Annotated in this window: 12 protein-coding genes, 1 pseudogene and 1 other annotated feature; of the genes and pseudogenes, 8 read left to right on the forward strand and 5 right to left on the reverse strand. The window is 44.2% G+C overall.

Annotation, left to right across the window (positions count from 1 at the left end; all coding sequences use genetic code 11):
• Positions 1-45 precede the first annotated feature (45 nt).
• Positions 46-867 carry a pyrroline-5-carboxylate reductase gene (gene proC / locus DMO16_RS21555; RefSeq protein ID WP_061972112.1) on the forward strand — a complete coding sequence of 274 codons (822 nt, stop codon included), beginning with the start codon at positions 46-48 and terminating at the stop codon, positions 865-867.
• Between the two features lie 26 nt (positions 868-893).
• Positions 894-1,490: a DedA family protein gene (locus tag DMO16_RS21560; RefSeq protein ID WP_129479988.1), complete on the forward strand. Its 597-nt coding sequence runs from the start codon at positions 894-896 to the stop codon at positions 1,488-1,490.
• Between the two features lie 137 nt (positions 1,491-1,627).
• On the opposite strand, the gene DMO16_RS21565 is transcribed toward DMO16_RS21560, so the two are convergent.
• Positions 1,628-3,184, reverse strand: coding sequence for a putative polysaccharide biosynthesis protein (locus DMO16_RS21565; protein ID WP_082635806.1), 1,557 nt, complete (start codon positions 3,182-3,184; stop codon positions 1,628-1,630).
• A gap of 160 nt (positions 3,185-3,344) precedes the next feature.
• Between DMO16_RS21565 and DMO16_RS21570 the strand changes: the two genes are divergently transcribed.
• The gene (locus DMO16_RS21570; RefSeq protein WP_129479989.1) at positions 3,345-3,965 is read left to right on the forward strand and encodes a DedA family protein; all 621 of its coding nucleotides are present in this window, start codon (positions 3,345-3,347) and stop codon (positions 3,963-3,965) included.
• Between the two features lie 40 nt (positions 3,966-4,005).
• Here the strand turns inward: DMO16_RS21570 and DMO16_RS21575 are convergent, their stop codons facing one another.
• The 3 genes from DMO16_RS21575 to DMO16_RS21585 form a co-directional block, all read right to left on the reverse strand.
• Positions 4,006-5,007 (reverse strand): tryptophan--tRNA ligase, encoded by a 1,002-nt coding sequence (locus DMO16_RS21575; RefSeq protein ID WP_129479990.1) that lies wholly within the window; start codon positions 5,005-5,007, stop codon positions 4,006-4,008.
• Between the two features lie 44 nt (positions 5,008-5,051).
• Positions 5,052-5,301 (reverse strand) — a binding site (T-box leader).
• A gap of 36 nt (positions 5,302-5,337) precedes the next feature.
• Complete coding sequence (locus tag DMO16_RS21580; RefSeq protein WP_129479991.1) at positions 5,338-6,012, reverse strand: SOS response-associated peptidase; 675 nt, start codon at positions 6,010-6,012, stop codon at positions 5,338-5,340.
• Between the two features lie 105 nt (positions 6,013-6,117).
• Entirely contained in the window at positions 6,118-7,584 is a 1,467-nt protein-coding gene (locus tag DMO16_RS21585; RefSeq protein ID WP_129479992.1) for an NAD(P)/FAD-dependent oxidoreductase, read from the reverse strand.
• A 292-nt stretch (positions 7,585-7,876) separates the two neighbouring features.
• On the opposite strand from DMO16_RS21585, the gene DMO16_RS21590 reads away from it, so the two are divergent.
• The 4 genes and pseudogenes from DMO16_RS21590 (at position 7,877) to DMO16_RS21605 (ending at position 10,698) form a co-directional block, all read left to right on the forward strand.
• Positions 7,877-8,827, forward strand: coding sequence for a ring-cleaving dioxygenase (locus tag DMO16_RS21590; protein ID WP_061972118.1), 951 nt, complete (start codon positions 7,877-7,879; stop codon positions 8,825-8,827).
• A complete protein-coding gene (locus tag DMO16_RS21595; protein WP_061972942.1) occupies positions 8,827-9,435 on the forward strand; it encodes an alpha/beta hydrolase in 609 nt (202 codons plus the stop codon). Before DMO16_RS21590 ends, DMO16_RS21595 begins: the two co-directional genes overlap by 1 nt.
• 27 nt (positions 9,436-9,462) lie before the next feature.
• On the forward strand, positions 9,463-10,074 hold the full coding sequence (locus tag DMO16_RS21600; RefSeq protein ID WP_061972119.1) for a flavin reductase family protein: 612 nt from the start codon (positions 9,463-9,465) through the stop codon (positions 10,072-10,074).
• A gap of 43 nt (positions 10,075-10,117) precedes the next feature.
• Positions 10,118-10,698, forward strand: a pseudogene (locus tag DMO16_RS21605) (aldo/keto reductase).
• Positions 10,699-10,748: 50 nt separating this feature from the next.
• On the opposite strand, the gene DMO16_RS24430 reads toward DMO16_RS21605, so the two are convergent.
• Positions 10,749-10,892, reverse strand: a complete 144-nt coding sequence (locus tag DMO16_RS24430; protein ID WP_156412572.1) for a hypothetical protein — start codon at positions 10,890-10,892, stop codon at positions 10,749-10,751.
• Positions 10,893-11,131: 239 nt separating this feature from the next.
• Here DMO16_RS24430 and DMO16_RS21610 point away from each other — a divergent pair, with 239 nt between their 5' ends.
• Entirely contained in the window at positions 11,132-13,159 is a 2,028-nt protein-coding gene (locus tag DMO16_RS21610; RefSeq protein WP_129479993.1) for a penicillin-binding transpeptidase domain-containing protein, read from the forward strand.
• The last annotated feature ends 31 nt before the right edge of the window (positions 13,160-13,190 follow it).

Genomic DNA, 13,190 nt, shown 5'->3' on the forward strand with positions numbered 1-13,190 from the left:
TTTAGGACGCCTTTTATTTTTTAAACCGTTTAAAGGGAGATTTGAATGAACACTACATTTTTATTTATTGGCGCTGGCCGTATGGCAGAGTCAATGATTAAAGGATTACAATCAGCGAAAGGCCAAAACCTTTCGATCATTGCGGCGAATCAGGGAAATAAGAATAGGCTGCAGCATTTGTTTTCCATGTATGCGATAGAAACAACAACAGATTGGCTGCATCATGTGAAAGAAAGCTCTGTCATTGTCCTGGCTATGCCTCCTGAAGCACACGAAGCCGTGCTGGAGCAGCTATCGACCGTGATTGAAGGTCAGCTGGTGATATCCGTTGCGGCAGGCATTGGGCTTAAAAAACTGGAAAACCCGCTTCCGCCAGGAACACCAGTGGCATGGGTGATGCCCAATACAGCAGCAGAAACCGGTGAATCAATCTCGTTATATACGTATGCCGACACCTTAAATGAAAACCAGGTCAAGCTTTTGGAACTGCTTTTAAAAAGCATTGGAAAGTCAGAGTATTGTACGGAAGAACAAATTCATAAGCTAACAGCCATAACAGGAAGCGCTCCAGCGTTTCTGTATGAGTTTGCCTCTGCCCTGATCAATGCTGCAGCAGGCTATGGCATCTCGGAAGCTCAGGCAAGAAAGCTTGTCTCCCAAATGATTTATGGTTCAGCGGTGATGCTTCAGAGCGGAGTTTCTCCTGTTGACCTGAGAAACGCCGTGACCACTCCAGGCGGGTCGACAGCTGCGGGTCTGGAAGTCTTAAATCAGGCAGACTTCAAAATGCTGATCGAAAGCGCGGTAAAAGCGACCAATGAGAAGGCCGCAAAACTTGGTGGGAAACAGGAAAACGAAGAGAAATAAACATACAGGTAAAATAGGTGATGTTGATGAGCAACAGTGTTTTAGCATGGATGGAGCATTATGAATATGCAGGTATTTTTTTAGCGCTGGCCCTGGGCTTAATCGGTTTGCCTGTTCCTGATGAAGTGTTATTAACGTTTTCCGGCTACCTTGTTTTCAAGGGAGATATTCGTTTCAGTTTGGCCCTGCTGTCTGCGTTTTTGGGTGCCATGTCAGGCATTTCATTCAGTTACTTGTTAGGCTGTAAGCTTGGCCTGCCGTTTCTTGAAAAATTCGGCCCAAAAGTGGGGATTACTGAGGAGAAAATAACAAAAACACAGTCTTATTTTCAAAGGTATGGAAGTGTAATGATTCTGTTTGGCTATTTTGTCCCGGGGATCCGGCATGTTTCTGCTTATCTGGCTGGCTTTTCTGCCATGGGATTTAAGAAATTTGCTGTTTATGCTTATTCGGGCGGTATCATATGGAGCTTTACGTTTATTTTGGTCGGCAAAATGCTTGGCCCTGACTGGAGAATCGTCGAGCAATACTTCCACCACCTTGGAAAATATGTCTTGCTTGCAGTTGTGGCGGTGGGATTGCTTGCCTGGACTTTTTATAAAGCGTTGTTGAAACGGACATAACAAAAGGAAGCAACGTATTTGGCATGAGTTTGGTATTTTACCGAGCTCATGCCTTTTCATTTTACTTAACTTGTACTTTAAGGTTTATGAGTGTATGGAATTGAGAAAGGAGTAGATTAGAAGCTTCAGTCCAATTCTTATTTTTCGGGCTTCACCCAAAGCCGGGAGAGGCCTGATTGAAACAGTCGCAGAAAAAATAAGGTGCCATAATAAACCGCAAATACAACGGCTAGTACAATGATGATTGATATATGGTCCTCATAATGGGTCCTGTGCATCAATTCACATAAGCCGATGGTGAACGCTCCGGAAGCCAGAAAAATAGCATAATCCATAAGCTTTGGCTTGAAATGTACTTCTTCAACAATGGTGTGATAATGCAAAAAGGAAAGAAGCACACCGCTGAAATTAACCGCGATGATGACGCCATGGATTCCGAATGATGATTGGGAAGAAAGGGAAACAATCAGCAGGATGGACAAGATGTTGACCCAAATCGTTTGTGAAAATACATCCCGGGCGCGTCCCAGTCCAAACAAAATAGCCTGCAGCGGTGAAAGCAGATAATGAAACAAAATAAAAGGTGACAACAGCATAAGAAACTGGCCGGCTTGTGGTGAATGATAAAAAAGGACGGTCAGTTCATCTGCAAAAAAATACATCACAATGGAACACGGGATTCCATAAAGAAGGGTTATATGGAATGCCTGGTGAATCCGTTGATGCAAGGCATGATCATCCTGTTTGGAACGTGCCTCGGAGATGGAAGGCACCAGTGATACATACAGTGAATACCCGATAAAACCAGGGAAATATCCAATGGTCATGGCAAAGGCTGTGAGCATCCCGTATTGTTTGGTCGCAACGGATGCCGCAATACCGGCAAAGAGTAAACTTTGGGTGATCAGTATGGGGTTTACTGCTGCGGTCAGTGCATTCAAGATTCGCACACCGGTGGTAGGAAGGCTGACCTGGAATAATTTTTTTAATATACTTCTTTTAGATACAGGAGCTGTTTTTTCGGTTGCTGCCTCTCCTGTTGTGCGCTCCCCGAGCAAAAATGAAGCAGAAAAGAAAAACAGGGAAACGAGCTCCCCGGCCCCCAGGCCAAGCACGGCAGCGACTACCCTGTACTCGAGGGGCAGATCTTTCACATAATGAAGCACATAAAAAATAAAACTCAAATGAGCCGTTTTTTCCAAAAGTTGAGCAATAGCAATGGGTTTCATTTTCTGAAGGCCGCTAAAATATCCCTTTAGAATAGAGCTGGTCCCAATCACAGGAACAATCGGAATCAGCGCAAGCAGCGGATACCCCAGCCGGATATCGATGTTTTTCCACTTTAGCAAAAGCAAGGTAATGGCGGCACTGACAGCCACAAGAAGCAGGCTAAGTCCCATAATGACGAAAAACGATACTTTTACAATTTGCAGTCTGGCCCTTTCATTCTGGTGGACTTCTTCTTCGGCCAGTACCTTTGAAAGAGCGGTAGGAAATTCAAGGGCAGCAATTGTGATCAGCAATCCAATGACAGGGAGCGCCATCATGTAAAAACCCATGCCCTCACTGCCGAGTGACTGTGCAAGAAGAATGCTGACAACAAATTCAACAACCTTGGTATAAAGCATTGCCAATGATAAGATAAGTGTTCCTTTTAAAAATGTGCCCATGACTTCACCCTTTGTCCTATTCATTTCTTTATTATTTATATGATAGGTGATGAAAAAAAGAAGGACCTTAATTGTCGAATTTCTAGACAGATTTCAACAAAAAAATTAAAAAATTGTAAAAAAACGATACAAAATTGTATATTTTCGGTAAAATAAAGTTATATCCTAAACTAGTTGGTGTTGTATGGAAATCATTTTGCAAAACCTGTTTCATCATTACGGATACTTTGCATTGTTTTTTCTTCTTGCCCTGGGAGTGGTCGGGCTTCCCATACCCGATGAGTTTTTACTGACCTTTGCCGGATATATTGTGTACACCGGTGAAGTTTCTTTTGCCCTTACGCTGCTCGCTGCCTTTTTGGGCTCGGTAACAGGCATAACGATTAATTATTGGCTGGGCAGAAGTTTCGGTCTGCCTCTGCTTCTAAAATATGGACAGAAGCTCCATTTAACCAAACAGCGGATTCATACGTCTCAGAACTATTTTCAGCGTTTCGGAAAGCCGTTGATTATGTTCGGATACTTTATCCCTGGGATCCGGCATCTGACAGCCTATTTTGCCGGAATGTCTTCGCTTTCCTACCGGGCCTTTGCATTGTATGCCTACATAGGGGCATTTATCTGGAGTTTACTGTTTCTCATGATTGGAAGGATTGTAGGCTCTAAATGGTACCTGGTTACGTCATACGTACATAAAGCAAGCTTTGGCGGATTGGCCCTTCTGATTATTGTGGCAGGCATAAGCTACTATTCATTCAAAACAAGGGGAAGAAAATCTGAGAGATACGACATTTCAAAATGGTAATAAACAGGAAACACTGCTACTTTCAGTGTTTCCTATTTATTTAGCCTGAATAGCCGATTTTTTCTTTGATTTCATTAAGAAAAGGCTTTGCCTTCTGTCTCGCTTTTTCTGCTCCATAATGAAGGATTTTATCAATTTCCCGCGAGTTGCTCATCAGCTCTTTGTAGCGCTGTCTGGGCTGCTCTAAATATCTTTTCATCACCAGGAAGAGCTCCTTTTTCACTTCTCCCCATCCAATTCCCGACCGATAGTTATTCCGCATTTGCTCCACCTCATTTTCGGAGGCAAATTCCCGGTAGAGCAAGAAGAGAGAAGACTGATCCGGGTCTTTTGGGGCCTGTGGCGGAGTGGAATCTGTTACGATCCGTTTGATTAATTTTTCCAATTCTTTTTCCTCACAAAAGAGAGGGATCGTATTATGATAGCTTTTGCTCATCTTCCTGCCGTCAAGACCAGGAACCATCGCTGTTGTTGTATCCACCATGTATTGGGGAAGGGAGAATGTTTCTCCGAAAACGTGGTTAAAGTGGGTAGCGATGTCCCGTGCAATCTCCACATGCTGAATCTGATCCTTTCCGACAGGGACGATATCCGATTGGAATAACAATATATCAGACGCCATTAAAATGGGATAAGAGTATACACCAATATTGATGCCCGCATCCTGATCAAGGCTGTTCTGCAGGTTTTGTTCTACTGCGCTTTTGTAAGCATGGGCACGGTTCATCAAGCCTTTCGGTGTCAGACAGGACAGAATCCAGGACAGCTCCATGATTTCAGGCACATCCGTCTGCCTGTAAAACGTTGATTGCTCAGGATCGAGACCCAAAGCAAGCCAGCTCGCTGCAATCCCATACACGTAATCCTTAAACTGCTCTCTATTTTGCACGGTAGTGAGTGAGTGATAATCAGCGATAAAATAATAAGGCGAGTATTCATTACTGGCAGCCAGCTGCAGCGCCGGTTTAATCGCACCGATGTAATTGCCGACATGCGGCCGGCCGGTTGATTTAATACCTGTCAGGACTACTTTTTTTTCCATCTTTTCTCCTCCTGTTCAATAAAAAAAGGGGTAACCCGTCCCTGTAAAAGGACGAGTTACCCCGTGGTGCCACCTTAATTGAACCGCCCCAAAAGCAGTCCGCTCAAATAGTATCCAAAAGCCGAATACTTGTCTCCTTATAACGGCGAGACCCTTCCGTCAAAGCCTACTCCCAACAGGTTTCGGTTTGAAAGCTCAGAAGCCCATTCAATATCCTTTCCACACTGGCTCACACCGCCCGCCAGCTCTCTGAAGTGCAACGTGATATTTACTCTTCTTCTTCAACGCTGAATATGATTGTACTAATGTTATATTATGGAACTAGAAAAATCAAGATGAAATATTTGATAAGGGAACAATGCAGTCTGCTACATCATTTCTTGGTGAATTGACAACAGGTGAGACTTCAAAAGCTTCCATATGTTCACTCTCATAGGGTACAAGAAGGGATTTTAAATACTCTGTGTCCTGAATCGAGGGATCCAGCCAGCTGTCCTGCGCTTCTCGGTTGAGAATAACCGGCATGCGGTCATGAATCTCTTCCATAAGCTTATTTGGAATGGTTGTAATATGTGTGCAGGAGGTGATGATTTCACCCTTGTGGTCCCATTGATCCCAAAGTCCGGCAAAGGCAAAAGGCTTGCCGCTTTTTAACCGGATATGAAATGGCTGCTTTAACTTGTCTTCACGCTTCCACTCGTAAAATCCGTCTGCGATCACGAGGCAGCGCTTTGTTTTTAACGGACCTCTGAAGGATGATTTTTCATCGACTGTTTCTGCCCGTGCATTGATCATTTTATAACCGATTTTGGGGTCTTTCGCCCAGAAGGGGATCAATCCCCAGCGGTACATGTGAACTTTTCGTTTTCCGCCGTCTGCGGTAACCACAAGAACATCCTGAGAAGGTGCAATGTTGAAACGTTTAGGCAACGTGCCTGGAATGGTAACATCAAACTCTTCCTGAATAAAATCCATATCGGCATATAACGAATATCTGCCGCACATAAGAAACAGCTCCTTTATTTGTGGTACCTCCAGTTTAGCGTATCATTTCGTTTTTAACAAAAACAAAAAAGACCCATGAAAATCCATGAGTCCATTAATCGGTCATTATCCAACAATCACAAGATCTTTTTCTTTTGTTTCCAGCTTTTCGGCGATATCCCGGGCAATCCAGACACCGCAGGCGCTGGCTTGAGCAAGACCGCGGGTAATGCCCGCTCCGTCTCCGCCAACATACAGACCGGAAATTTCAGATTCAAATTTCTCATTAAGTTTTGGACGGGCAGAGTAGAACTTGGCTTCCACTCCGTAAAACAAAGTGTGTTCTGAAGCGATACCAGGTGTTACCTCGTTCAGGGCTTCGGTCATTTCAATTAAACTTTTCATCGTATTGTATGGAAGCACAAGCCCGAGATCGCCGGGTACGGCTTCTTTTAGTGTCGGACTAAGGAATCCTTCTTTCAGCCGTTTTTCCGTGGAGCGTCGTCCTTTCTTGATATCTCCGTATTTTTGAACTACAAGCCCGCCAGAAGACAACTGGTTCGCCAGCTTTGAAACCTCGTGGGCATATTCAGTCGGTTCATCAAACGGATCATCAAACTTATGGGAAACGAGTAGGGCAAAGTTCGTATTCGGGCTTCCAAGGGCCGGGTCTTTGTAAGCATGTCCATTGGCAAGCATGATTCCGGAATGGTTTTCAACCACCACGTGACCGGAAGGATTGCTGCAGAAGGTGCGGACCCGTGTTCCGACCGATGTATTGAAAATAAATTTCCCCTCGTACAAATGCGTGTTGATTTCTTCCATCACCACGTTGGATGTTTCCACCCGAACGCCGATATCGACCTGATTGGCAGCCATTTTCAAACGGCGTTTTTTCAAAATTTTAGTCAGCCAGGATGAACCGTCACGGCCAGGGACAATCACAATTTTATCTGCATTCAATTGGGTGCCGTCCTTTAATTCCACACCAACAGCCTTGTAGGTGCCATCCACTTTCTCCGTAACAAGATCCAACACTTCTGCTTTATAGCGCATGCTGATCTTTTGTTTTAAATATTCATAGATGCTGGTCAGGATCTCCAGGTTTTGTTCTGTTCCCAGGTGGCGCACTTGTGCGCGAAGTAATTTCAACCCTGCAGCATACGCGCGTCGTTCGATATCTTTAACTTCAGCTGTCAATGGGTCGGTAATGGTATCCGTCGCCCCGTGTTCAAGATTAATGCTGTCTACATATTTAATAAGATCAACAACCGTTTCTTCCGGCAGGTAATCTGTCATCCAGCCGCCAAATTCGCTTGTAATGTTAAATTTTCCATCGGAATATGCCCCTGCCCCTCCAAAGCCGTTCGTAATGGAACAGGCAGGAAGACATCCAGCAAATTCTTTTCTTCCGGCAGCAGGTGGGCATTTTTGAATTTTCTTCTGCAAAATTGGGCAATTTCTAGAATATATATCATGTCCTTTATCAACCAATAAAATGTTGGCATGCGGCATTTTGCGGGTCAGTTCATAGCAAGCAAAGATTCCGGCCGGTCCTGCGCCAACAACGATCACATCATAGGTAGTATTCATAAAAAACCCTCCAGACACGTTTGTCTCAACCTTAGTAACTATAGCAAAATCTGAAAATAAACACAATATTTTTTACGAACTTTTTATAAATTTTTATAATTAATGTTCGGTTTTTAGTCAGATATTTGGAATAACCTTCTTTTTTATCTTTGATTTTAATGTAAAGAAGCTATCGTTTGAGTTTAAGTAATTTTTACAATGTTGAATGGGAGAGTGACGCTTGACTTTAGTAAGTTACATTTGTTACAATACTTACATAAAGTAAGTTAAACCCATGAAGGGAGAGAGTAAGATGGAAAAAAGAACTAGCGGAATTCACCATATTACGGCCATTGTAGGCAATCCACAGGAGAACGTTGATTTTTACGCAGGTGTGCTTGGTTTACGACTCGTGAAGAAAACAGTTAACTTTGATGACCCAGGCACATACCATCTTTATTTTGGAAATGAAGAGGGATCACCAGGAACCATCATGACGTTCTTCCCTTGGCCAGGAGCCTATAGCGGAAGAACGGGAGCAGGGCAAGTGGGAGTAACCTCTTTCGTCGTGCCGGAGAACTCACTTGACTTTTGGGAAAATCGTTTGACCACCTTTAACGTACCTTATGAAAAAACGGAGCGCTATGGTGAACATTACTTAACATTTGACGATCCGCATGGGCTTCATCTTGAATTGGTGAGCCGCAGCGAAGGCAAGAACAGTGAATGGTCATTTGGCGGTGTCTCAGCGGATGTGGCAATCAAAGGATTTGGAGGCGCTGTGTTATTGTCAGGTGCTCCTCATAAAACGATGAACTTGCTGACAGATGTAATGGGTATGGAAAAAGTAGGAGAAGAAGGAGAGTATGTCCGGTTTAGAACATCTTCTGATTTGGGAAATATTATTGATGTGAAAACAACTGCACAACCAAGAGGAATGATGGGCACAGGTACCGTCCATCACATTGCCTGGCGTGCATCAGATTACGAAGACCACGAGCAATGGAGAAGCCATGTGGGAAATAACGGCTATGAAGTCACTCCCATTATTGACCGGCAATATTTTAACGCGGTGTACTTCAGGGAATCCGGCGGTATTCTTTTTGAAATTGCGACTGATCCTCCCGGATTTGCGCGCGATGAGCCAAAAGATGTTATGGGGAAAAATCTGCTTCTCCCACCGTGGCTTGAACCTGAGCGTGAAAAAATTGAAGCGGTATTGCTGCCTGCTGATGCCCGCGTATTGAAGGAGGACCAATCATGATGAAGCATATTTTTAATAAAGGAACCAATGCAGATGCGCCAGTTTTGCTTTTGCTCCATGGAACCGGAGGGAACGAGGAGGACCTCGTTCCTCTTGGTTCCCTCATTTCTCCGGAGTCTTCCATTTTAAGTGTAAGAGGAAATGTTTTGGAAAATGGCATGCCCCGCTTTTTTAGACGATTGGCGGAAGGCGTGTTTGACGAAGACGATTTAAAGTTCCGTACAAAAGAATTGCACGATTTTTTGGATGAAGCCGCAGGCAAATATGAATTTGACCGCAATAACGTGGTGGCAGTCGGTTACTCCAACGGCGCTAACATTGCCGGCAGCTTATTGTTTCATTATGAAGAGAGTTTGCGCGGAGCTGTTCTCCATCATCCAATGGTTCCACTAAGAGGAATTCAACTACCCGACTTAAACGGAGTTAACGTATTTATCGGCGCAGGAAAGAACGATCCGATCTGCCCGCCCCAGGAAACTGAAGAGCTGGAACACCTTTTGAAAGAGGCAGGAGCCGAAGTGGAAACGCATTGGGAAAATTATGGCCATCAGCTTACACAGCCAGAAGCAGAGCGAGCTGCGGCCTGGTTTCAAAAATACTACTTTTAAATTTGACCCAGGGGAAGGAGAACCTTCATGAAATCCATCGATCCATCACAATTATCTGACCGGGAAAACTATAAATTTCTGACGGGAAGCGTCATACCCAGACCTGTCGCTTTTGTTACTTCCTTAACAAAAGAGGGTATATTGAATGCGGCGCCTTTCAGCTATTTCAATGTTGTCTGTTCATCACCCCCGCTCATCTCTGTTTCTGTCCAGCGCTCAAACGGCAATCCAAAGGATACCGCCAGGAACGCTATGGAGGCAGGGGAGTTCGTGGTTCACATTTCCGATGAAAGCTATGTGGAAGCCATCAACAAAACAGCTGCCAGCCTACCACCAGATGAAAGCGAGGTGGAGCTCGCTTCCCTTACCCCGGTAGATAGTACGGCTGTCGGAGTTCCTGGACTGCGGGAAGCAAACATCCGTCTTGAATGTGTGCTGGACCAATCTATCCCCCTTGGCGGAACAAGTGAAAATCCCGCTTGCGATCTGCTGATCGGGCGTGTCGTCCACTACCATATTAAAGAAGAACTCTATGAAGAGGGACGGATTGATGCTGTTGGTTTAAAACCGGTGAGCCGTCTGGCAGGCAATAATTACTCCAGGCTCGGTGATATTTTTACATTAGAACGGCCGGAATAGCAGCTGAATCGTATGACGCATATTTTTTCAGGAGGAATCTTTAATGGAAAAAAGAGCTTTTGGAAAAACGGACATGGAAGTTTCAGTATTGGGATTTGGCGGGGCGGAAATCGGATTTTCAGGCGCTACTGCAGAAACGGTGGACCGGCTACTGGGCAGTGCGCTCGATGCAGGACTGAATTTTATCGATACGGCCGAATGCTACGGCAACAGCGAGGAATTGATTGGAAAAACGATGTCTCACGAGAAGGAACGACTTCTACTTGATTACCAAGTGCGGACATGCCTCTGGATTGTGTGATTGCGAAGCGCCCGATAGCCAATGTTGCCTGGAAGTCGGGGGAAAAGCCGGACAATGAATACATTCAGGAGTATTGGGAGCGCCCGCAGCATCTCCAATATGATTTTCTGGACAATGAATTTACTGCCTCTGTGGAGAAAGCTCTTCGTTTTACATTAAGCACTCCTGGTGTTCATACAGCAATTGTTGGAACCCAGAATCCGGAGCGCTGGACCAAGAACGCACAGCTGCTCGCAAAAGGGGCACTGACGAAAGATGAATATGATGCCATCCGCAACAAATGGAGAAAACCATCTCAAGAAAATTGGGTTGGCCAAGTATAAAGAAAACCAAAAACAAGCCTTCATCCCGCAATCTGAGATGAAGGCTTGCTTTATTTTAGAAAAATAAACCCGATCATAACAATGGCGGGAATTCCGTAAATCAGGGACTGCTGAAAGGTCATTTCCCTATCCAGCCTTTCCTTCCATGTCTTGTAAGCTGAACGTTTCTTCACATACCAATTACCGCTGTTCATGAAAATGCACCTCTTTTTGTAAGGGATTTTTTTAAAAGAAATCGGTGTAATTGATTACTTTAAATTTTCCCGGAACGACATGTTTTTAACCTCGTATTCGACAGAAAATGCAGATTTTTAACGAAGTTGTGGTAGCATAGATGGAAATGAAATGATAAAAGAAGGGTTATCGCTACGATTATCCTTTTAAATGGATTAAAATAGAAAAAGAGAGTGAAAAGCCAGGAGGGAAAGTGGAAGTGAAACAGAGATTAGGTATAATGTTGATCGCGTTGCTGCTCATGGTGATTGCCGGGTGTTCCGACAGTCCAAATCCCGAGCAGAGAATTAAAGATTATATGAAAAACTGGCAGTCTATGAATTTCAATAAGATGTACGATATGCTGTCTGACAGCAGTAAGAAAGCCATCAAAAAGGATGACTTTGTAAAAAAGTATTCTGCGATTTACGGAGGAATCAAAGCTCAAAAGATTTCGATCAAGCCAGCGATTCCAAAAGAAGAGCCGGAACCTGATAAAAATGGAAACATTACGTATACATACAACGTAAAAATGGATACAGTTGCTGGCCCTGTAAGCTATAAGCACAAGATAAAAATGAAGGAACAGGAAAAAAACGACAAGAAGAACTGGTACATTAATTGGGACTACTCACAGATCTTCCCGGGAATGGAGAAGGGGGATAAGGTGAGAGTACAGACCAATAAAGCAAAACGTGGAGAAATTCTCGACCGCAACGGCAATGGACTTGCCGTTAACGGGATGGCTTACCAGGTGGGAATTGTTCCGCAGAACCTTCCTGATAAAAAAGAGGCCAGCAAAGAAGAACTCGCAAAAGTGCTTGGAATCGATAAGAAAACCATTGATAATGCCCTGAATGCTTCATGGGTTCAGCCTGGTTTCTTTGTTCCTGTTAAAACCATTGCTGAAGATGATCCGCGCCTGAAAAAGGTGGAGAAAATTAAAGGGATTTCCACTCAATCGATAGAGACAAGGGTTTACCCTTATAAGGAAGCCGCGTCCCATCTTACCGGATTCGTTCAGCCGATCAAAGCCGATGAGCTTAAAAAACTGCAATCTCAAGGCTATGAATCTACCGACGTGATCGGAAGAAGAGGACTTGAAAAGTTTTATGAGAAACAGCTTCGCGGAACAAACGGCGGTGTCATCCGTATTGTTGATTCGGCGGAAAATGAAAAAAGGAAAGTGGCCGAAAAAGAAGCAGTTGACGGAAAATCGATATCCTTGAACATTGATATGTATCTTCAGTCGGATCTGTACAATCAAATGAAAAAGGATGTCGGCACCGCTTCTGCCATCAATCCAAAAACCGGGGAAGTCCTAGCGCTTGTAAACAGTCCTGGATTTGATCCGAATGATTTTGTTCTTGGCATTTCCTCGTCGAAATATCAAAGCCTGGAAAAAGATCCGAAGCAGCCGATGTTAAACCGTTTCGCCTATACCTACGCACCTGGCTCTACCTTCAAGCCGATTACAGCATCCATCGGCCTTGAAACCAACAAGCTGGATCCGAATAAGGAAGTTCAGATATCGGGCAAAAAGTGGCAGAAAAAGGGCTGGGACAAGAAGTTTGTAACCCGCGTGGCAACAGTGCCATCCGTCGATCTGGAGAAGGCGTTGATGTATTCCGATAACATTTATTTTGCTCAAACCGCACTGGCCATTGGAAAAGACGATATGGTAAAGGGCGCAGAAAAGTTTGGATTTAATGAAGATATACCATTTGAACTGGACTTTGAAAATTCTTCACTGACAAAGGATGATATCAATTCAGAAGGCATGCTTGCTGATACAGGTTACGGGCAGGGCAGAGTGGAAATGAACATTTTGCACCTCGGGCTCTCCTACACACCATTTATCAACAATGGCAACTTGATCGCTCCAAAATTGGAGAAAGAAGACAAGCCTGAAGAAAAAATCTGGAAGAAAAATGTAATCTCGCCTGAAACGGCTTCAAGAATCCGGAGTGATCTTGTGAAGGTGGTGGAGGACAAGAGAGGGACCGGCTATAAGCCGCCTTTGAAGAATTTAGTTCTTGCCGGCAAGACGGGCACCGCCGAATTGAAGTCCAAGATTGGTGAAAAAGGTAAGGAAAACGGCTACTTCGTGGCATTCAATCAAAAAGATCCGAGCCTTCTGATTTCCATGATGATCGAAGGTGTTCAGGATAAAGGCGGCAGCCACTATGTTGTGCCGAAAGTCAAAAATACATTTAAATCGTATATGAAAGAAAAGCCTCTTCGCTAAGAAGAGGTTTTTCCTGCCTAAGGGAAGAATG

It is taken from the genome of Fictibacillus sp. S7, assembly GCF_004127935.1.
Classification (GTDB): Bacteria; Bacillota; Bacilli; order Bacillales; family Fictibacillaceae; genus Fictibacillus_C; species Fictibacillus_C enclensis.